Raw genomic sequence first — 18,700 nt, forward strand, 5'->3', positions numbered from 1 at the left:
GTTTGTCGTCCGGTTGGGTTCGAAGGGGCTCCAACCTAGTGCGGCGAATCGGGCAGCTTTGTAGGACGTCGCAGCAAAGCGCGTGTCGGTGGCGCGGGCCGTTCAATTCGCCATTCAACTCGCCGCTCCGCTCGCCTTGCCGGGTGCCATGCCGGTCGCGAGGCCCAGCCGCGCCGCGAGGTTCGCCGCGTCGTAGGGCGCATGCACCTTGCTGTCGTTGTCGAAGTAACAGAACACGTCCCGCGCGCCGCGCCGCGCCGCCTGGGGCGAAGCCAGCTTCGCATCGGCCGGCTGGCGGCCGCGGCGCCATGCCTCGATGCGCGCGGCCCAGCGGTCGAGCGCGGCATTGCCGTAGCCGCTCGCGTAGAGCTCCTTGTCGCCATGCAGGCGCAGGTAGACGAAGTCGGCCGTCAGGTCTTCGATGAGCGGCCAGCGCCCTGCCGTGTCGGCCACGACCAGCGCCACCTCATGGCGGCGCAGCAAGGCGATGAAGTCCGGATCGATGAAGCTGCGGTGGCGCACCTCCAGCGCATGGCGGATGCGCAAGCCGCGCACGGGCTGGAGCAAGGCCCGGCCTTCCACCCGCTCGTCGTGCCCGCTTGCCAATGCGCGCACCGAGCGCGCGTCGCGCGGCAGCAGCGACAGGAAAGCCTCCAGCCGCTCGGGGTCGTAGCGCATGCGCGGCGGCAACTGCCACAGCACCGGGCCCATCTTGTGCCCCAGCGCGAGCACGCCCGAGGCGAAGAAGTTGGCGAGCGCCTGGTGCACGTCCTTGAGCTGGAGCATGTGGGTGATGTAGCGCGAGCCCTTCACGGCGAACACGAAGTCCTCGGGCGCTTCGTCGTGCCAGCGCCGGTACGACTCGGGCCGCTGCAGCGAATAGAACGACCCGTTGATCTCGATGGTGGGCAGCATCCGCGAGGCGAATTCGAGCTCCCTGCGCTGCGCAAGGCCCGGCGGGTAGAAGCGCCCGCGCCAGGGCGCATACCGCCAGCCGGAAATGCCGATGCGCAGGGTGCGTTCGGTCTTTGAGGTCTTTGAGGTCATTGCCCTCGCCTCTCATGCGGTGCCGTCCCACGCGCGCGCCGGGCTGCCGCGGCAAACATCGCGGCCATGTCATCCAATCCCACACAGATCACCTCGCGCATCGTCGCGCCTGTCGAGTTCCGCGCCGGCGACGGCCCGCTGCTGACGATTCCCGAAGGCGAATGCCAGGTCATCGTGGAAGGCGACAGCGCCGTGCTGACCTGGACCGAAGACGGCCAGCCGCTCACCGCCGCCATTCCGAAGATCGAGTTCGACCGGTTCATCGAATCGGGCGCGATCGTTCTCGGCGTGAGCTGAGCGGCGCGGCGCTTCATGGCGACGCCGGGCGTTCGCGCTCGGCGGCGAACACCCGTGCGAGTTCGTAGGGCGGCGTGACCTCGCACTGCGCATAGGTGCAGGAGGCAGGCGGCTTGTCGGGCCGCCAGCGCACGAAGATGGCGCCGTGCCGAAAGCGCTCGCCCTGAAGGTGGTCGTAGCGCACCTCGCACACGCGCTCGGGGCGCAGCGGCACCCACGAAAGATCCTTGCCGGAATTCCACCGCGTTCGCGCGCCCGGTGCGCGCTGGCGGGCCTGCAGCGCGGCGGTGGCCGCGTCGTCGGCGCCGATCCACGGGTGGCCGCGGCCGGCGTTGCGCATGAGCGGCGCGAGTTCGCGCGCGAGCGCCAGGCGCGTGGCCATGTCGAACGACGAGGTTGCGCCCACGTGCTGCAGCACGCCCTTCGCATCCCAGAGGCCGAGCAGCAGCGAGCCGACCGCAGGCACCTCGGAGGTGCTCGACTTGTGCCACCGCAGCCCGGCCAGCACGCAATCGGCCGTGCGCACGTGCTTCACCTTGAACATGGCGCGCTCGCCCGGCAGGTAGGCGCCGTCGGCCCGCTTGGCGATCACGCCATCGAGGCCCGCGCCTTCGAAATCGTCCAGCCATTGCAGCGCGACCGCGCGGCTTTCGGTCATCGGCGTGAGGTGGATCGGCGGGCCGACGTCGGCCATGAACGCCTCCAGCAGCATCCGCCGCTCGCTCTGGCCGCGGCGCTGCAGGTCGCGCCCGTCGAGCGCCAGCAGGTCGAAGGCCACGAACGACGCGGGCGTCTCGCGCGCCAGCCGCTCGATGCGCGACGCGGCCGGGTGCACGCGCTGCAGCAGCGCATCGAAATCGAGCCCGGCCGCGCCGGCGATGACGATCTCGCCGTCCAGCACGCAGCGGCCCGGCAGGCCCGCGAGCAGCGCCGCATGCAGTTCGGGAAAGTAGCGGTCCAGCGGCTTGAGGTCGCGGCTCTGGATGCGCACGCCGATCGCATCGCGAAACACGATGGCGCGAAAACCGTCCCACTTGGGCTCGTAGAGAAATTCGCCTTCGGGCGGGACGGCCTCGGCGATCTTCGCGAGCATGGGCTCGACCGGAGCGGGCGTGCGCATGGTCATGCGCAAGCTCAGGGCGCAAGCGATGAATGGGCCTCGCCGGGCGCAGCGCCCAGCGTCATGAACTGCCCTTGCGGTTGGCCGGATCGCTCGGCGCGTTGGTGTCCGAGAGCTGTTCGGCCGGCGGGCCGAGCTTTCCGCTGTCGCCGCCCGCGGCATGGGTGGTGCCGCCGTCGCGCTTCTTGCCGCGGCCCGAGTAGATCTCGTCGTCGTCGAAATCGAGCGGCGCGGTGCCTTCCGTGCCGCCCCGCTCCAGCCTGTCGCGTGCGGGCGGGGTGGATGGGTTGTCGTCGTGGGGTCCGATCGGGTCCATGCCCGAGGGGGTGCTGGTGGCCATGGTTTTCGTCCTTCGCGAGTTGGAAAAAACCCCATGGTTTTGCGCGCGCCGCGGCCGTCGTGTCGGCGCCTCGGGACATGCCATGTAGGCGCAGCGCCACGAATCGGCGCAAGCGCGTGTCTTCATGGCGGACAGCGGAGCCTCGCCGTGCAGGACAACAGCGCGACCTGCGTGCGCCAACGCGGAATGCCGCGCCGCTGTGGCATTGTTCCTCTCGCCGCGAAATGCGCGGCCATCAATCATTTCGCCCACACGGAAAGGAGCGCCCCTCATGATCAAGATCGGCATCGTCGACGACCACGCGGTCGTTCGCTCAGGCCTGAAGGCTTTCTTCTCCACCTTCGTGGATTTCCGGGTGGTCGGCGAGGCCGGCACCGGCCGCGAAGCGATCGACATGGTCCGCACCACCGAGATGGACGTGCTGGTGATGGACCTGTCCATGCCCGGGCAAAGCGGCATCGACGCGCTGGCCATGGTGCGCGCCAAGGCGCCGCAGCTGGGCGTGCTGATCCTGAGCGGCTATCCGGAGGAGCACTACGCGGTCAACCTGATCCGCCAGGGCGCATCGGGCTATCTCAACAAGGAATGCGCGCCGGAAGAAATCGCCAACGCCATCCGCACCGTGGCGCTCGGGCGCCGCTACATCTCGGCCTCGGTGGCCGAGCTGCTGGCGGGCCAGCTGGAGCGCAAGGACAGCGAGCCGCCGCACAAGCACCTGTCGGAGCGCGAGTTCCAGGTGTTCCTGAAACTGGCCAAGGGCGAATCGGTGGGCAGCATCGGCGAGGCGCTGTCGCTTTCGGTCAAGACCATCAGCACCTACCGCACGCGGCTCATGGAGAAGATGAACCTCTCCACGAACAGCGACCTCACCTACTACGCCATCAAGACGCAGCTGATCGATTGAGCGCGCGGCGCCTTTCGATGGATTCGACGGTTTCGATGTGAGGCACCGCAGGACGCTCAAGGCGGTCTTCTGGACGTTCGTGCTGACGGTCGCGGCGACGCTGCTGGTGGTCAACCTCGGCGGCAGCGAGAAGAAGATCGACGAGCAGATCCGCCGCGAGTACGCGCTGCACGATGCGCAATACCAGCGCGCCCTGGGCGTGCTGCTCGGCCCGCCCATCACAAGCGGCAACCGCTTCGAGGCGCTCTACAACGGCGACCGCATCTTTCCGCCGATGCTGGAGGCCATCCGCGCCGCGAAGCAGAGCATCACCTTCGAGACCTACATCTACTGGTCGGGTGACATCGGCCGGGAATTTGCCGATGCGCTCTCGGAGCGCGCGCGGGCCGGCGTGCCGGTGCACGTGCTGCTCGACTGGGTGGGCAGCGCCAAGGTGGACGACGACTTCATCAGGGAAATGGAAAGCGCTGGCGTGCAGATCCGGCGCTTCCACAAGCCGAGCTGGTACGACATCGGCCGCATGAACAACCGCACCCACCGCAAGCTCCTGGTGGTGGACGGGCGCGTCGGCTTCACCGGCGGCGTGGGCATCGCGCCCGAATGGACGGGCCGCGCGCAAGACCCGCAGCACTGGCGCGATTCGCACTACAAGGTCGAAGGGCCGGTGGTGGCGCAGATGCAGGCTGTGTTCATGGACAACTGGATCAAGGTGTCGGGCGACGTGCTGCACGGCGAGCGCTACTTTCCGCGCCTCGATGCCATGGGCGACGGCCGCGCCCAGGTGTTCAGCAGTTCGCCCTCGGGCGGCAGCGAGAGCATGCACCTGATGTATTTGCTGTCGATCGCGGCGGCCACGAAGACCATCGACCTCTCGAGCGCCTACTTCGTGCCCGACGACCTGACCGTGGGCGCGCTGGTCGCGGCCATGCAGCGCGGCGTGCGGCTTCGCATCATCACGCCCGGCCCGATCATCGATTCGCAGACCGTGCGCGCCGCATCGCGTGCCGCCTGGGGCCCGCTGCTGGAGGCTGGCGCCGAGATCAGCGAATACCAACCGACAATGTTCCATTGCAAGGTCTTCATGGTCGATGGACTGCTGGTGTCGGTGGGCTCCACCAACTTCGACAACCGCTCGTTTCGCCTCAACGACGAGGCCAACCTCAACATCTACGACGAGGCCTTCGCCGCCGAGGAGACCGTGCAGTTCGAGGCGGACCTGAAGCAGTCGAAACGCATCACGCTCGAAGCCTGGAAGAGCCGCCCTCTGCACGAGAAGGCGATGGAGCACCTGGCATCGGTGCTCTCGGTTCAGCTCTGAAACGAAAAACGCGGCCCGAAGGCCGCGTCTTCCTTGGGTTCACGCGTCAGCGCGTCAGCTGCGCGCCTTGGCGGCGCGTGCGGCGTTGCGCAGGTCGCGGATCTGGTCGTGATTGCGTTGCGCGCCTTGCGCCTGCGTCTGCAGGATCTGGCGCACGCCCGTGGGCAGCGATTGCTTGAGCGCCTTGCGGTAGCGCGCCACGGCCGCGTCCTCGCCGCGCTCGCATTCCTCCAGGATCGACAGTTCGCTGTTCGCACCCAGCGCGCCCTTCACATGGACCCAGCCGCGGTGCATCGCACCGGAGGTCGTGCCGCCTTCCGCGGGCTTGCCGCCGTAGGTGATGACCAATTCCACCAGCTGGCTCGCCGCCGCCTGGCACTGCGCGGCGCGCGACGCGAAGACTTCCTTCAGGCGCCCGGTCTCGACTTCCTCCGCGCAGGTGCGGAAGCCGTATTCGCCGTCGCGGGTGTTTTCGAGCAGGTCGTTCAGCACGTCGACCACGTCGTCGTTCGAGAGCGGATCGCCCTCGGGGATCGCCATTTCTTCCTCGCGGAAATACAGGCGGTCGGCGCGCTCCCATGCGGCATGCGAGGCCGGGCGGGCGCGCTCCCAGTCGAGCGACGAAGCGCCGCGCCGCGCCTCCCATTCGCGGGCGAGCGAGGGCTCGACCGAGGCGAATTCATCGACTGTGGCATTGCGGCTGGACCAGCCCAGTTCGTAAGCCGGGCCGTAGTCGTCGTAGGTGCGGCCGGTTTCGTAATAGGGCTCGCGGTCGTAGGCGTTTTCCCAATAGGTGCGCTCGGCGGTCGGGTTCACGCGCTCGGCCACGGCCTTGCCGCCGAGCCCGCCGACCACCGCACCGACGACGAGGCCGGCCGCTGCGCCCACCGGACCACCGGCCGCGCCGACAGCGGCGCCCGCCACGGCGCCCCCCGTGGCACCGACGCCGGTGCCGACGGGATGGGCGCCGGGCGCGCCGGAGATGGGATCGCGGTTGAGATCGTCAGGATGCAGGGTTGTGCGGTCTTTTGCCATGGATGGCTCCTTGAATGAAGGTTGAAAGAAAGTCGATGCGCGATCGAACAAACTTCATCCTGCGGGCCCGCGCACGCGCCACCGTGGGGCTTGGGCCCGGCTGCTTGTAGGCGCAGTCGGGCCTCACGGGCCTCACGGGGCTCACGGGGCTCACCCGCCCGGTGACGTCCAGCGCGCCAGGTAAGGCGCGGTCCGACTCGCCCGGGCCTTCGCCACCTCTTGCGGCGTGCCGCTCGCCACCACCTGCCCGCCCTCCGCGCCCGCGCCCGGCCCCATGTCGATCACCCAGTCGCAGGCGGAGACCAGCCGCATCTCGTGCTCGACGACGATGACGGTGTTGCCGGCATCGACCAGCCCGCCCAGCTGCGTCATGAGCTTGTCCACGTCGGACGGATGAAGGCCCGTGGTCGGCTCGTCCAGCACGTACAGCGCATCGCCGCGCTGCGAGCGCTGCAGCTCCGTCGCCAGCTTGATGCGTTGCGCCTCCCCGCCTGAGAGCTCCGTGGCCGGCTGCCCCAGCCGCAGGTAACCCAGGCCGATGGCCGCGAGCAGCCGCAGCGGCCGCTCGATGGCGGCGTCGTCCGCGAAGAAGGCGTGTGCCTCTTCCACCGTCATGGCGAGCACGTCGGCGATGGTGCGCTCGCGCAGCGTCACCTTCAGCGTCTGTTCGTTGAAGCGCGATCCGTGGCAGGTGGGGCACGGCGCATACACGCTGGGCATGAAGAGCAGCTCGACGCTCACGAAGCCCTCGCCCTCGCAGGTCGGGCAGCGGCCCTTGGCCACGTTGAACGAGAACCGGCCGGCATCGAAGCGACGCGCGCGGGCGGCCTTGGTGTCGGCGAAGCGCTTGCGCACATGGTCGAACAGGCCCGTGTAGGTGGCCAGGTTGGAGCGCGGGGTGCGGCCGATGGGCCTCTGGTCCACGCGCACCAGCCGGCGGATGCGTTCCATGCCGCCGGCGATGTGGCCGCCGGTGCGGCCCGCGAGGCTGGGCTCCGCATCGGGCTCGTCGTCCGGCGGCGGCGCCTCGTGGCCCAGGTGCGCGGCCACGAGTTCGACCAGCGCCTGGCTCACCAAGCTGGATTTGCCCGAGCCCGAGACGCCGGTCACCGCGGTCATCACCCCAAGCGGAAACGCTACCGCGAGGCCCTGCAGGTTGTTGCGCGTGACGCCTTCCAGCGCGAGCCATGCGGCCGGCGCGCGCACGGGCTTCGATGGTGCTGTGTGGGTCGCGAACAAGTACCGCGCGGTGTGCGACGCCTTCACATGGCGCAGCCCCTCGGGCGGGCCGCTGTAGAGCACGACGCCGCCCTTCTCGCCGGCATCGGGCCCCACGTCCACCAGCCAGTCGGCGCGCCGCATGAGGTCGAGGTCGTGCTCCACCACGAAGAGCGAATTGCCCGAGCGCTTGAGCGTGTCGAGCGCCACCACCAGCGCCTCGCCGTCCGCGGGATGCAGCCCGGCCGAGGGCTCGTCGAGCACATAGACCACGCCGAAGAGGTTCGAGCGGATCTGCGTCGCCAGGCGCAGGCGCTGCAGTTCGCCGGGCGAGAGCGTCGGCGTGCTGCGGTCGAGCGAGAGGTAGCCCAGGCCCAGGTCGTTCAGCACCGTGACGCGCTCCAGCAGGTCGTGCGCGATGCGTTGCGCGGCGATGCGCTTTTCCGCCGATTGATTGGGTGTGCGGCGCACATCGGGCGCCGCGGCATGCGCGCCGCCTTTTTCGCGCAGGGCGCTGCGTATGCCGGCGCGGCCCGACGATGCCGGCGCCTCGCCCGCCGCCACCGGCCGCAGCACCTGCGCGAATTGCGTGAGCGGCATGCGCGCGATCTCGCCGATGTCGTGTCCCGCGAAGCGCACCGACAAGGCCTCGGGCTTGAGCCGCTTGCCCTTGCAGGCCGGGCAGTCGCCGCCCACCATGAAGCGCGCGACGCGGTTCTTCATGAGCGCGCTCTGCGTGGTCGCGAAGGTGTGCAGCACGTACTTGCGCGCGCCCATGAAGGTGCCCTGGTAGCTCGGCTCCATCTTGCTGCGCACGGCCGCGCGCGTCTCGGCCGGCGTGAAGCCGGCGTACACGGGCACGGTGGGCTGCTCCTCGGTGAAGAGAATCCAGTCGCGCGTCTTCTTCGGCAAGTCGCGCCAGGGCTTGTCGACGTCGATGCCCATGGTGACGAGGATGTCGCGCAGGTTCTGGCCGTGCCAGGCCGGTGGCCACGAGGCGATGGCGCGCTCGCGGATGCTCAGGGTGTCGTCGGGCACCATCGAGCGTTCGGTCACCTCGAAGATGCGGCCCAGGCCGTGGCATGTCGGGCATGCGCCCTGCGGCGTGTTGGGCGAAAAGTCTTCCGCATAGAGCATCGGCTGGCGCGGCGGATAGTCGCCGGCCCGCGAATAGAGCATGCGCAGCAGGCTCGACAGCGTGGTGACGCTGCCCACCGAGGAGCGCGTGCTCGGCGTGCCGCGCTGCTGCTGGAGGGCGACCGCGGGCGGCAGCCCGTCGATGGCGTCGACCGCGGGCACGCCCACCTGGTCGATGAGCCGCCGCGCATACGGCGCGACCGATTCGAAGTAGCGCCGCTGCGCCTCGGCGTAGAGCGTGCCGAAGGCCAGCGACGACTTGCCCGAGCCGGAGATGCCGCTGAACACCACGAGCGCATCGCGCGGGATGTCGACATCGACGTTGCGCAGGTTGTGTTCGCGTGCGCCGCGGACGCGCACGAAATGATCAGTGCCGCGGGCGGATTTGCTCGCCATGTTTTTCTGCCTTTTTCTACAGACTTCGGAAGCCTGCAGCGTACGACGGGTCCGCGCTGTGAGAACCGGACCACGCCGGGCGTCGGACTTCCGCGCGCGGCATCCCCTAGGATCGATGCCATGACGATGCCCGACACCGATTCGCTCGCGCTGATCGACGCCTGCACGCAGGCCTCGCTCGCGCTGCTGGAAAGCAACCTCACCCCGCACGGCATCCTGGCCGCCAGCCGCACGGAGGCCGCCGTGGCGCGACGCTACACGCGCATCTTCGGGCGCGACGCCGCGATCTGCGTGATGGCCATGTGCGGCAGCGGCGTGCCGGCGCTGGAGCAAGGCGCGGTCGCGAGCCTCGATGCGCTCGCGGCGCAGCAGGCGGCCAACGGCCAGATTCCCAAGTACGTGGACCCCGAGGGCCAGGACGCGGACTTCTGGTACCTGGGCTGCATCGACGCCACGCTGTGGTGGCTGATCGCGGTGGACCATGTGCGCCGCCACGGCAAGGTCGGCCCCTCCCATTGGCAAGACGGCGTGGCCCGGGCGATCGGCTGGCTGCTCGCACAGGAGCACCAGCATTTCCGGCTCCTGCAGCAGAACGAGGCGAGCGACTGGGCCGACATCATGCCGCGCTCGGGCTACGTGCTGTACAGCAACGCGCTCTGGTACGACGTCAAGCGCCGCTTCGCGCTCGACCACGCCGAGGAAACGCAGCACCACTTCAACCACATGTTCAATCCGTTCCAGCGCGACCTGCCCGAATACCACCGGGCGCGGCTGCTGCGGCACTACGCGCGGCGCGGGCGGCGTGACCCGGCGCTCTACCTGAGCTTCGTCAACTTCGCATTCGTCGGCAACGAGGGCGACGTGTTCGGCAACGCGCTGGCGATACAGGCCGGCCTGGCCGAACCCGAGATGGCCGGCCGCATCGTGGACACCATCGCGAACTCACGTGCCGCCGATCCGTACCCGGTGCGGGTCGTGCTGCATCCGCTGTCGCGTCAGCACGAGCTGTGGCGGCCCTACATGGGGCGCCACCAGCAGAACGACGTGCACCAGTACCACAACGGCGGCATCTGGCCGTTCGTGGGCGGCTTCTGGGTGATGGCGCTGGCCAACGTCGGACGGCACGAACTCGCCCGAGCCGAACTCGCGCGGCTCGCGCACGTCAATTCGCTCGGCGACTGGCGCTTCACCGAGTGGTTCCACGGCAAGACGCTGGTGCCGATGGGCATGGCCGGGCAGAGCTGGAACGCGGCGACCTTCCTGCTCGCCTGCCGCGCGCTCGAAGGCCGCGCGGACGCGTGGTGAGGCCTCAGCCTTTCGCTGTTTCCATCTCGCGCGCCAGCACGCGCCCCGGCCGCGCGCCGGTCGGTCCGCCCTGCCACACGACCGCGCCATTGACGATCACCGCCTCGATGCCGCGCGCCGGCGCCATCGGCGATTCGTAGGTGGCGGCTTCGTCCACCGTGTCGGCGTCGAAGAGCGCGAGGTCGGCGTAGGCGCCTTCTTTCAGCACGCCGCGGTCCTTGAGGCCGAAGTTCTTCGCGGTGAGGCCGGTCATCTTGTAGATCGCCGTCTCCAGCGGAAAGAGCCCGAGCAGCCGGCCGTAGTGGCCCAGCACGCGCGGAAAGCTGCCCCACAGGCGCGGATGCGGCGAGGCATCGTGCGGCAGGCCGTCGGAGCCGATCATGGTCTGGTCGAACTTCAGGATGCGCTGCACGTCGGCCTCGTCCAGCCGGAAGTAGATGCCGCCCGCGGGACTGAGCTGGTGGATCGCCTCGTCCTGATCCACGCCCAGCTTCTTCGCGATCACGTCGAGGTCCTGCCCCGCGTATTCGGGCATGGGCTTGGACCAGCTCACGATCACGCGCGAGGAACTCGCGGCGCGGTCGGACGAGAGGATGGTCGAGCCGGCGGTGTAGGGGTAGCAGTCCAGGCAAATGGGCTGCGTGGCCATGTTCTTCTCGATGAAGGAGAGCGCCTCCTGCGAGCGGCCATGGTTCTCGGGGCCGACCACCTTCATGTGCGAGATGACGACCTGCACGCCCACCTCGCGGCCGACGCGGAAGGTTTCCTCGAGCGAGTCGATCACGCGGTCGGCCTCGTTGCGCATGTGGGTGCAGTAGACGCCGTTGAAGTCCTTCAGCGGACGGCAGGTCTCGATGACTTCCTCGGTCGGTGCGGCGACCGCGGGCTCGTAGTAGAGGCCGGTGGAAACGCCGATGGCGCCGGCCTCCAGCGCCTCCTGCACCAGCGCGCGCATGCGCACGATCTGCTCGTCGGTGGCTGGCAGCGCGAGGTCGTCCAGCGTCGCGACGCGCAAGGTGGTGTGCCCCACGAGCAGCGCGCAGTTGGTGGCCGCGGGCTTGGCGCGCAGCTCGGCGATGTACGAGGCGAAGGTGGGAAAGGAGAACCAGCCGCCCTCCTCGTCCAGCAGGTTCAGCGGCGGCGTGACCGGCTGCGTGATGCCGCCCGGCATCGGCGCGAGCGAGATGCCGCAGTTGCCCGCGATCACCGTGGTGATGCCCTGGCTCACCTTGGGTGCCATGTCGGGGTTCGACAGCATGAGGCGGTCGTCGTGCGTGTGCGCATCGATGAAGCCGGGCGCGGCGATGCGCCCGGCCCGGTCGATTTCCACTTCGCCGTGCGCGGCGGAGAGATCGCCGATGCGGGCGATGCGGTCGCCGCGGATGCCGATGTCGCCCGCATAGCGGGGGGTGCCGGTGCCGTCGACGATGCTGGCGTTGCGGATGAGAAGGTCGAATTTTTCCTGCATCGGGTACCTTGAATGCCTTGGATTGAACTTGGATTGAAGAGAGTCAGAGCAGCGCGCCGCGCGCGGCGATCGGCCACAGGGCCTCCACCCGCCCGCCGCGCACGCAGACCAGTTCGTCGTAGAGATTGACGGTCGGGTCGCAATGGCCGGGCACCAGCATCAACGGGTCGCCCAGGGACAACGCGGCGGCATCGGGCGTGGCCAGCACGCCGTGCTCGTCGGCGGCCTTCACGTAGCGCAGCTCGGGGCGCTGCCAGACGGTGGGCATGCCGGAGTCGACGCTGGACGCCTTGAGGCCGGCATCGACCACGGCACGTTCGGCCGTGGCGCGGCTCAGCACGGTGGTGCGCACGAAGAGCGCGTGCTCGAACGCGACGTCGCCCTCGCCGCGCCGGTTGTCGCCGTAGTCGCGGTCCATGAAGACGTAGGAGCCGGCCTGGATCTCGTTGAACACGCCCGAGTCGCGCTCGTGGGGGAAGCTGCCGGTGCCCGCGCCGGTGACGCGCTCGACCGCGATGCCGCAGGCCTCGATGGCGGCGCGGGTCGTGCGCGCGGCTTCCACGGCGCCGGCGATGGCGGCGGCGCGCTCGTCGGGGGCGCGCAGGTGCTGGGCCGGCCCGTGGTAGCAGTGCAGGCCCATGAAGCGCAGCTGCGGCGCGCCGTCCGCCACCTGCAGCGCGAGCCGCACGGCTTCTTCGCCGGGCGCGACGCCGCAGCGGTTGGCGCCGACGTTGACTTCGACGTACACGTCCAACGTGACGCCCTCGGCTTGAGCGATGGCACTCAGCGCTTCGACCTGCTGCGGGTGATCCACCAGCACGCCCATGCGCGCCTTGCGGGCCAGCGCGGCCAGGTGCCGCAGCTTGGTCTCGCCGATCACCTGGTTGGTGACCAGCACGTCGGCGATGCCGGCTTCCACGAACACCGCGGCTTCGCTGACCTTCTGGCAGCAGATGCCGGCCGCGCCCAGCGCGATCTGGCGCAGGGCGATCTCGGGCGTCTTGTGGCACTTGGCATGGGCGCGCAGGCGCACGCCGCTGCCGCGCAACGCCTCGGCCATGCGCGCGAGGTTGCGCTCGAACGCATCGAGGTCGAGCACGAGCGCGGGGGTATCAATGGCGCCGACGGGGTCGCCGGGCCTTGCGGCTTTCCAGGGGGTCATGGGGAGCGTGCTCTCAATCGGTTCAATCGATCTTGGCGCCCGAGTCCTTGATGATCCTTGCCCACTTGACCGTCTCGCGCCGCGAGAGCTCCAGGAACTGGTCTGCCGTCGCGAAATCGGTCTCCGCGCCCAGCAGCCGGAAGCGCTCGCGCAGGCCGGGGTTAGCCAGCGCGGTGCGGATCTCGGCATTGAGCTTGGCCACCACCTCCTTGGGCATGCGCGCCGGGCCGATGATGCCGCCCCAGGCCTCCACCTCGAAGCCGGGCACGCCGGCCTCGGCGATGGTCGGAACGTCCGGGTACGTGGACGAACGCTGGCGCGACGAGATGCCCAGCGCCCTCACCTTGCCCGACTGCGCGAGCGGGCCCGAGACGGGCGTGTTGACCATCATCAACTGCACGCCGCCGCCGATGAGGTCGGTCACCGCGGCCGTCGCGGCCTTGTAGGGCACGTGCAGCATGTTGGTGCCCGTCATTGACTTGAAGAGCTCCACGCCCAGGTGCGCGGTGGTGCCGTTGCCGTCGGACGCGAAGGCGAGCTTGCCGGGGTTCTTCTTCGCGTAGGCGATGAGCTCGGTCACGCTCTTCACCGGCAGTTCGTTGTTGACGATCATGAGGTTCGACAGGCGCAGCGTGTTGGCGACCAGCGTCAGGTCTTTCTCGACGTCGTAGGGCACGTTGGGCAAGAGCGACCGGTTGGTGGCCAGCGAGACGATGTTGCCGTAGGCCAGCGTGTAGCCATCGGGCGCGGCATGCACCAGGTCCATGGTGCCGATCGTGTAGGAGCCGCCGGGCTTGTTGTCGATCACGATGGGCACGCCCATCTGCTGCGAGAGCTGCGCGCCGAGCGCGCGCATCAGCGAATCGGGCGCGCCGCCGGGCGCCGAAGGCACGATCAGGCGGATCGCCTTGTCGGGATAGGCCGCGGCGGCCGGCAGCGAGACCACCGCCATCGCGGCGACGAAGAGAGCACACAGCAAGGCACGTGGACGCATGGCAGAGAACTCCGGCAGTAAGGAATCGGTGCGCCGATGATCGGTTCGCGGGTCGCGTTGGACAACCCACGTTTTCTGGGTTTAGCATGCGCTTTCCTCATGCACGGTGGCGGTGCTCTCAGGGTTACCACCAGAGGGCGCATGCACCAGACTTGTTCTTTTCTCATGAACCAGCACGTTCGCGCCCCTTCGACGATGTCCTTGATGTGCCTGGAGGCAAGCGCGCGGCTGCGCTCGTTCACGGCGGCCGCGCAGGAGCTGCGCCTCACGCAGGGCGCGGTGAGCCGCCAGGTGCAGACGCTGGAAGACCGGCTCGGCGTGAAGCTCTTCACGCGGCGGCGCGAGGCGCTGGCGTTGACGGACGCGGGCCGCTATTACCTGGGCGAAGTGGCACCGCTGCTGCAGCGGCTGGAGCGCGCCACGGCCAACGTGATGGCGCTCAAGGGGCGCGGCGGCGAACTGTCGCTGTCGTGCGGCGCCTCGGTCGGCAGCTACTGGCTGATTCCGCGGCTACCGGAGTTCACGCGCGACCACGGCGAGATCACGCTGAACCTGGGCACGCGCGTGGGGCCGGTGGATTTCAGCGCGACGCCGGCCGATGCATCGCTCGAATTCGGCGACGGCAAGCGGCCGGGCCTGCACAGCGAATTCGTGCTGCCGCTGGACCTCTCGCCCTACGCCGCGCCCGCGTGGATCGCCGCGCATGGCAAGACGGTCGATGCGAGCACGCCGCGCTCGGCGCTGATCCACCACCAGACGCTGCCCGGCGCGTGGGACGAGTGGTTCGCGCGCGAAGGCATCGCGGCCGAAGCGGGCCGCGAGGGACCGCGCTACGACATCATGTCGATGGCACTCAACGCCTCGCTCGCGGGCATGGGCGTGGCGCTGCTGCCGCCGTACATGAGCGACGAGTCGGTGGCCTCGGGGCGGCTCAGGCGGCTGTCGCGGCGCAAGTGGCGCTATGCCAAGGGCTACTACCTCGTGTACCCGGAGGAGTCGGCGCAGATGCAGTCGCTGCAGGTGTTCAGGCAATGGCTGCTGGCGCAGGCGAACGACGCCTGACCGCCGCGCCCTAGAGCATCTGCACCGTCACCTGCGACATGCCCCGCAAGTGGCGCGGGCCCAGGCGCGCATCGTTGGCGGAGATCAGGCACAGCGTGCCCAGGTGCGGCTCGAGCGGCCTCGCGTTCTTCTCGTACAGCACCAGCACCTTCTCGCCGATCGTGCTGTTGTAGAGCTCGTTCCAGCTGAAGACGGCTTCGTAGCCGTCGTCTCCGCGCACGCGGACGATGCAGCGCTTGAGTTCGGGGCGCGGCCGCTCCGACAGGCCGCACTGGTCGAGCACATCGATGAGCCGGGCTCCGGCGTAGCTGTCCACCTGCGCGACGGCGCGGCCCGAGAAGCACAGGACCTGCGTGGGGCCCAGCGCGTGCCGGCCCAGCTGCACGAGGTCGTCGATGGTGAAGACGCGGGGCCTGGGAACGGCGCCCAGGATCTTCAGCGGCTCGGCGTCTGCAATGACGGCAATGGTTGCAATGGCTTGGGCGTTCATGGTCGTTCCCGGTCTTGAACAAATGCGACGGCGATCGCGACATCCATCTGCCGCGGCGGTTTCTCGAAAGGCGCGCCGGCGAGCGCGGCGCGCATCGCGCTCTCGTCGAGCACGGGGTATCCGCTGCTCTTCTGCACCGCGAGCGAGCCGGACAGGATGCTGCCGCTCTCGGTGAGGGTGAAGCGGATCGTCGGCGCGCCGACATAGCCCGCCTCGCGCGCCTCGGCCGGATAGACCAGCTTGCCCTGGATCGCCTTCTTCAGGCTCGCGAGGTATTTGCGCAGTGCATCGGCATCGGTATTGCGTGCGCGGACGGTCTGCTGCGTGCGCTCTTCCTCGGCGCCCGTGGCCGGGGGCGGCGCGGCAGCCGCCTGCACCGGGGGATCGGGTTGGGTCGGCGCGGGCGCTTCGGCGAGCGGCGCCACCTGCACCGGGCTCGGGGCGGCCTGGCGTGCCACCACGGGCCGCTCGCGCGTCTCTTTTCTTGCAGCAGGCTTTTGCGGCAGTGCCGCGGGCTGCGCTCGCGGTGGCTCGGCCGCGGCGGTTTTTTCCGGCGGCGCGGGCTGCCCGGCGAGCTGCTGTTCGCTCTGGCGGTTGCTCACCATCCCCAGCAGATCGACCCGCAGCTGCTCGTGCCGCGGAGGTTTCGCCGAGACCCGGTCGCCCATCAGCCACGGCAGCACGATCACCGCATGCAGCAGCACCGAGATGCCGAGGCCGACTGCGAACACCAGACGCAATCGCCGCTCGGGCAAGGCGCCGATGGCCGTCACCTCGTGCCCATCTCGGTCTGCACGGCCACCCGGGCGAAGCCCAGTTGCTTCAACACATCGGCCACGTCGATGAAGCGCTGCAGCTGCACCGTCCGGTCGGCGCGCAGCAGGAAGGCGGTCTGCCTGTCCACGGCGGCGAGCCTTGTCTTCAGCGCCTCGGCGTTCACAGTCTCGCCGCCGAAGTGGATGGCGCCCGCCGCATCGATCACGATGGTCTGCGTTTGCGAGGTGTCGGACGGGCTTGCGCTGGCCTGCGGCAGGTTCACCGGAATGCGCCCGCTCGCGATGAAGCTCGAGGTCGTCAGCACGATGGTGAGCAGCACCAGCATGATGTCCACGAACGGGAGCATGTTCATGCTGTCAATCGGCTTTTCGGTCACGCGCGATCTCCCATTCGAGGATCAACACCTGCACCTTGCGCAGCAGCGTGTTGTAGAGCACCACCGAGACCAGCGCCACCGCCAGCCCCACCGCGGTGGCCTTGAGCGCGAGCGCCAGGCCCACCATGATCTTGCCGGTGTCGATGGAGGCGTCCTGCCCCATGTTGTAGAAGGTCAGCATGATGCCGAACACCGTGCCCAGGAGGCCCAGATACGGCGCGTTGCTCGCCACCGAGGCGATGACGAAGAGCTTGCGCGTGAGGGCGAGCTCCAGCGACTTGATGTCGCGGATGGCGTGCGTGTCGATGCGGCCGTAGAGCCAGGCGCGCTCGATGCCGATGGCCACGACCACCACGCTCAGCACCACCAGGAGGCCGATGACGCCGTAGTCGATGGCGCCGGCGAGCCAGTTCGTGTTCATTGGTTTTTTCCTTCTCGGTCTTCTTCAGAAAACGACGCCGGCCTGCACCAGCACGCGCGTGCGTCCGTCGCGCGCGATGTCCTCCGGCCGCGACCCGACAGCGCGCGCGACCTGCACCCGCCCGAACAGCGCGCCGTAACGCGCCTGGTAGCCCACGCCCACGTCCGACAGGCGCGCGCCATTGCGCGCGGCGGTGTAGGCGGCGTTCTGCAGCCACGCGCGGCCGAGGTCTGCGAACACGCCCACCGAATGCGTGAGCCCTTCGGGCGCGGGCAATGCATAGCGCAACTCCGCGTTGAGCAGGTAGCCGTTGTCGCCGCTCACCCACTCGCGGTACGCCTTCACGCCGTTGGGGCCCGAGATGCTCATCTGCTCGCTGCCGTCGAGGTTCTTGTTGCGCAGCGCCTTTTGCATGCTCAGCGCGGCGCTGGCGGTCCAGCCCTTGGCGACTTCCATGTTCGCGGTCAGCCGCAGGTTCAGGTGTGCGAAGGTGCCCGCGGTGTCGGCGCCGGCCCTGTTGGCCGCCTGCTGCACGGGGTCGGCGATGTCCAGATGGCCGTAGCTGAGCCCGGCGCTCACGCTCGTGTAGCCCGGCCGGCCCAGCATGTCGCCCCAGCGTTCGTGCTGCACGCCGAAGGTGGCGACCTTGGCGGTCTTGTTGTCGACGCTTTCGGCCACGCCGATCTCGTCGCGCAAGCGCCGGTTCGCGAGATTCAGGCTCAGCGACAGGTTCTGCTCGCGGGTGCGCAGCAACGGATGGCTGAGGGTGGCCTCCACGGTGCGCGCCCTGCCCTTGGCCTCCAGGTCGCTGTAGTCGCCGCCCAGGTGGTAGGTCGTGCGCGCGGCGGCGAGCTCCAGGCGCAGGCCGCTGGCGGTCAAGGGAAAGCTGTAGGCCAGCCTGCCGTTGTCCAGGCCGCCGCCTTCGGTGCCCATGAGGTTGAGGCTCAGCTTGTCGGCGATGCCGAAGGGCGAGTTGATGTCCAGCCCCGCGCTCAACCGGTTCTTGCCGGTGTAGCGCGAGCCCTGGTTGTCGCCCAGCACATAGCCGGTGAAACGCTTGCCCTCGCCGACATCGACATCGAAGTCCGATGTGCCCGGTGCGTCGCCCGGCGAGATGGTCAGGCGCGGCAACGCGGCGCCGGGCATGTCGCCGACGAGCAGCATCGCGCGCTCCAGGTCCGCGCGGGAGACGGCCTGTCCTGCCTGCAGCGGCGCGAACACATCGCCCAGCGTGCCGTCGCGCACCAGCGAGCGGTTCTTGAACGTGAGCTTGCCGTAGGTGCCCACGAGAACACGGATCACCAGCGTGCCCGCGCTCGCGTCCTGCCGCGGCACATAGGCGCGCGCCACGAGGTAACCGCGGCTGCGGTACAGCGCGGTGACCTTGCCGGCGGCCTGCTCGATCTCGGCCATCGACAGCGCGCGGCCGCGGTACGGCGCGAGCGCGGCCTGCAACTCTTCCGACGGAATGGCGTCGGCGCCTTCGACCCTGAACTCGCGGACCGCGAGCGTTTCGCCGGCGGGCAGGTTCATCGGCCGCTCGGGCTCTTCGACGATCACCGGCGCGGGCGGCTGGCTCGGGACCGGCGGACGCGGAGGCTGCGCCTCTCTGAGCGCATCACCGATGCCGTAGCTGGGCACCGGCTGGACCTGGGCATGGCTCGCAGCGGCGAATGTGCAGAGCACGGAGAAAGCGGCAAGCGCTGGATGCACTCGGCGCGCAGACGAGGCGGGACGGGCTGGGTTCATGTCGCAACGGAACGAAGAGAGAGGGCCAGAGGAAGAGGAGTGAGAGGCGGAATCGGCGAAGGCGCCCCGCAAGGGGGCGAGCGA

Annotated in this window: 18 protein-coding genes; 5 read left to right on the forward strand and 13 right to left on the reverse strand. The window is 69.2% G+C overall.

The window, feature by feature from the left end; genetic code table 11:
* Positions 1–114 precede the first annotated feature (114 nt).
* Entirely contained in the window at positions 115–1,047 is a 933-nt protein-coding gene (locus JC881_RS01135) for a DUF72 domain-containing protein (RefSeq protein ID WP_198783880.1), read from the reverse strand.
* A 66-nt stretch (positions 1,048–1,113) separates the two neighbouring features.
* Here JC881_RS01135 and JC881_RS01140 point away from each other — a divergent pair, with 66 nt between their 5' ends.
* Positions 1,114–1,344, forward strand: a complete 231-nt coding sequence (locus JC881_RS01140) for a hypothetical protein (protein ID WP_198783881.1) — start codon at positions 1,114–1,116, stop codon at positions 1,342–1,344.
* 13 nt (positions 1,345–1,357) lie between these two features.
* On the opposite strand, the gene JC881_RS01145 is transcribed toward JC881_RS01140, so the two are convergent.
* On the reverse strand, positions 1,358–2,470 hold the full coding sequence (locus tag JC881_RS01145) for an ATP-dependent DNA ligase (RefSeq protein ID WP_233101476.1): 1,113 nt from the start codon (positions 2,468–2,470) through the stop codon (positions 1,358–1,360).
* A 55-nt stretch (positions 2,471–2,525) separates the two neighbouring features.
* Positions 2,526–2,804: a hypothetical protein gene (locus JC881_RS01150; RefSeq protein WP_198783882.1), complete on the reverse strand. Its 279-nt coding sequence runs from the start codon at positions 2,802–2,804 to the stop codon at positions 2,526–2,528.
* Positions 2,805–3,075: 271 nt separating this feature from the next.
* On the opposite strand from JC881_RS01150, the gene JC881_RS01155 reads away from it, so the two are divergent.
* On the forward strand, positions 3,076–3,708 hold the full coding sequence (locus tag JC881_RS01155) for a response regulator (protein ID WP_042581246.1): 633 nt from the start codon (positions 3,076–3,078) through the stop codon (positions 3,706–3,708).
* A 37-nt stretch (positions 3,709–3,745) separates the two neighbouring features.
* Positions 3,746–5,026 carry a phospholipase D-like domain-containing protein gene (locus tag JC881_RS01160; protein WP_198783883.1) on the forward strand — a complete coding sequence of 427 codons (1,281 nt, stop codon included), beginning with the start codon at positions 3,746–3,748 and terminating at the stop codon, positions 5,024–5,026.
* Positions 5,027–5,080: 54 nt separating this feature from the next.
* Here the strand turns inward: JC881_RS01160 and JC881_RS01165 are convergent, their stop codons facing one another.
* Both JC881_RS01165 and JC881_RS01170 read right to left on the reverse strand, forming a co-directional pair.
* The gene (locus JC881_RS01165) at positions 5,081–6,061 is read right to left on the reverse strand and encodes a ferritin-like domain-containing protein (protein WP_198783884.1); all 981 of its coding nucleotides are present in this window, start codon (positions 6,059–6,061) and stop codon (positions 5,081–5,083) included.
* 150 nt (positions 6,062–6,211) lie between these two features.
* Positions 6,212–8,812, reverse strand: a complete 2,601-nt coding sequence (locus tag JC881_RS01170) for an excinuclease ABC subunit UvrA (RefSeq protein ID WP_198783885.1) — start codon at positions 8,810–8,812, stop codon at positions 6,212–6,214.
* A gap of 120 nt (positions 8,813–8,932) precedes the next feature.
* Between JC881_RS01170 and JC881_RS01175 the strand changes: the two genes are divergently transcribed.
* The gene (locus JC881_RS01175; RefSeq protein ID WP_198783886.1) at positions 8,933–10,117 is read left to right on the forward strand and encodes an amylo-alpha-1,6-glucosidase; all 1,185 of its coding nucleotides are present in this window, start codon (positions 8,933–8,935) and stop codon (positions 10,115–10,117) included.
* Between the two features lie 4 nt (positions 10,118–10,121).
* Here JC881_RS01175 and JC881_RS01180 read toward each other — a convergent pair whose 3' ends face one another.
* The 3 genes from JC881_RS01180 to JC881_RS01190 are packed head-to-tail and all read right to left on the reverse strand — an operon-like array spanning position 10,122 to position 13,741.
* A complete protein-coding gene (locus tag JC881_RS01180; RefSeq protein WP_198783887.1) occupies positions 10,122–11,585 on the reverse strand; it encodes an N-acyl-D-amino-acid deacylase family protein in 1,464 nt (487 codons plus the stop codon).
* A 43-nt stretch (positions 11,586–11,628) separates the two neighbouring features.
* On the reverse strand, positions 11,629–12,747 hold the full coding sequence (locus tag JC881_RS01185; RefSeq protein ID WP_198783888.1) for a DSD1 family PLP-dependent enzyme: 1,119 nt from the start codon (positions 12,745–12,747) through the stop codon (positions 11,629–11,631).
* A gap of 22 nt (positions 12,748–12,769) precedes the next feature.
* Positions 12,770–13,741: a Bug family tripartite tricarboxylate transporter substrate binding protein gene (locus JC881_RS01190; RefSeq protein WP_198783889.1), complete on the reverse strand. Its 972-nt coding sequence runs from the start codon at positions 13,739–13,741 to the stop codon at positions 12,770–12,772.
* A gap of 165 nt (positions 13,742–13,906) precedes the next feature.
* Here JC881_RS01190 and JC881_RS01195 point away from each other — a divergent pair, with 165 nt between their 5' ends.
* Positions 13,907–14,803 carry a LysR substrate-binding domain-containing protein gene (locus JC881_RS01195; protein WP_233101477.1) on the forward strand — a complete coding sequence of 299 codons (897 nt, stop codon included), beginning with the start codon at positions 13,907–13,909 and terminating at the stop codon, positions 14,801–14,803.
* 10 nt (positions 14,804–14,813) lie between these two features.
* On the opposite strand, the gene JC881_RS01200 is transcribed toward JC881_RS01195, so the two are convergent.
* From JC881_RS01200 to JC881_RS01220, 5 genes are read right to left on the reverse strand one after another with little or no spacing between them, the layout of a single operon-like run.
* Positions 14,814–15,293, reverse strand: a complete 480-nt coding sequence (locus tag JC881_RS01200; protein WP_198783890.1) for a molybdopterin-dependent oxidoreductase — start codon at positions 15,291–15,293, stop codon at positions 14,814–14,816.
* Positions 15,290–16,066 carry a cell envelope integrity protein TolA gene (locus JC881_RS01205; RefSeq protein ID WP_198783891.1) on the reverse strand — a complete coding sequence of 259 codons (777 nt, stop codon included), beginning with the start codon at positions 16,064–16,066 and terminating at the stop codon, positions 15,290–15,292. Before JC881_RS01205 ends, JC881_RS01200 begins: the two co-directional genes overlap by 4 nt.
* Positions 16,063–16,422, reverse strand: a complete 360-nt coding sequence (locus JC881_RS01210) for an ExbD/TolR family protein (protein ID WP_198783892.1) — start codon at positions 16,420–16,422, stop codon at positions 16,063–16,065. The genes JC881_RS01205 and JC881_RS01210 overlap by 4 nt, the downstream gene beginning before the upstream one ends.
* Before the next feature lie 4 nt (positions 16,423–16,426).
* Positions 16,427–16,867 carry a TonB-system energizer ExbB gene (gene exbB, locus JC881_RS01215; protein ID WP_198783893.1) on the reverse strand — a complete coding sequence of 147 codons (441 nt, stop codon included), beginning with the start codon at positions 16,865–16,867 and terminating at the stop codon, positions 16,427–16,429.
* A 24-nt stretch (positions 16,868–16,891) separates the two neighbouring features.
* Complete coding sequence (locus JC881_RS01220) at positions 16,892–18,553, reverse strand: ShlB/FhaC/HecB family hemolysin secretion/activation protein (RefSeq protein WP_198783894.1); 1,662 nt, start codon at positions 18,551–18,553, stop codon at positions 16,892–16,894.
* Between the last annotated feature and the right edge of the window lie 147 nt (positions 18,554–18,700).

This window comes from Variovorax sp. IB41 (assembly GCF_016405905.1).
In the GTDB taxonomy this organism is placed as follows: Bacteria; Pseudomonadota; Gammaproteobacteria; order Burkholderiales; family Burkholderiaceae_C; genus Variovorax.

Coding starts and splice junctions, on each gene's coding strand:
- JC881_RS01190 (WP_198783889.1), bottom strand. CDS start 13,741: ATGCGTCCACGTGCCTTGCTGTGTGCTCTCTTCGTCGCCGCGATGGCG.
- JC881_RS01140 (WP_198783881.1), top strand. CDS start 1,114: ATGTCATCCAATCCCACACAGATCACCTCGCGCATCGTCGCGCCTGTC.
- JC881_RS01210 (WP_198783892.1), bottom strand. CDS start 16,422: ATGAACATGCTCCCGTTCGTGGACATCATGCTGGTGCTGCTCACCATC.
- JC881_RS01175 (WP_198783886.1), top strand. CDS start 8,933: ATGACGATGCCCGACACCGATTCGCTCGCGCTGATCGACGCCTGCACG.
- JC881_RS01155 (WP_042581246.1), top strand. CDS start 3,076: ATGATCAAGATCGGCATCGTCGACGACCACGCGGTCGTTCGCTCAGGC.
- exbB (WP_198783893.1), bottom strand. CDS start 16,867: ATGAACACGAACTGGCTCGCCGGCGCCATCGACTACGGCGTCATCGGC.
- JC881_RS01180 (WP_198783887.1), bottom strand. CDS start 11,585: ATGCAGGAAAAATTCGACCTTCTCATCCGCAACGCCAGCATCGTCGAC.
- JC881_RS01135 (WP_198783880.1), bottom strand. CDS start 1,047: ATGACCTCAAAGACCTCAAAGACCGAACGCACCCTGCGCATCGGCATT.
- JC881_RS01170 (WP_198783885.1), bottom strand. CDS start 8,812: ATGGCGAGCAAATCCGCCCGCGGCACTGATCATTTCGTGCGCGTCCGC.
- JC881_RS01195 (WP_233101477.1), top strand. CDS start 13,907: ATGAACCAGCACGTTCGCGCCCCTTCGACGATGTCCTTGATGTGCCTG.
- JC881_RS01200 (WP_198783890.1), bottom strand. CDS start 15,293: ATGAACGCCCAAGCCATTGCAACCATTGCCGTCATTGCAGACGCCGAG.
- JC881_RS01145 (WP_233101476.1), bottom strand. CDS start 2,470: ATGACCATGCGCACGCCCGCTCCGGTCGAGCCCATGCTCGCGAAGATC.
- JC881_RS01165 (WP_198783884.1), bottom strand. CDS start 6,061: ATGGCAAAAGACCGCACAACCCTGCATCCTGACGATCTCAACCGCGAT.
- JC881_RS01150 (WP_198783882.1), bottom strand. CDS start 2,804: ATGGCCACCAGCACCCCCTCGGGCATGGACCCGATCGGACCCCACGAC.
- JC881_RS01185 (WP_198783888.1), bottom strand. CDS start 12,747: ATGACCCCCTGGAAAGCCGCAAGGCCCGGCGACCCCGTCGGCGCCATT.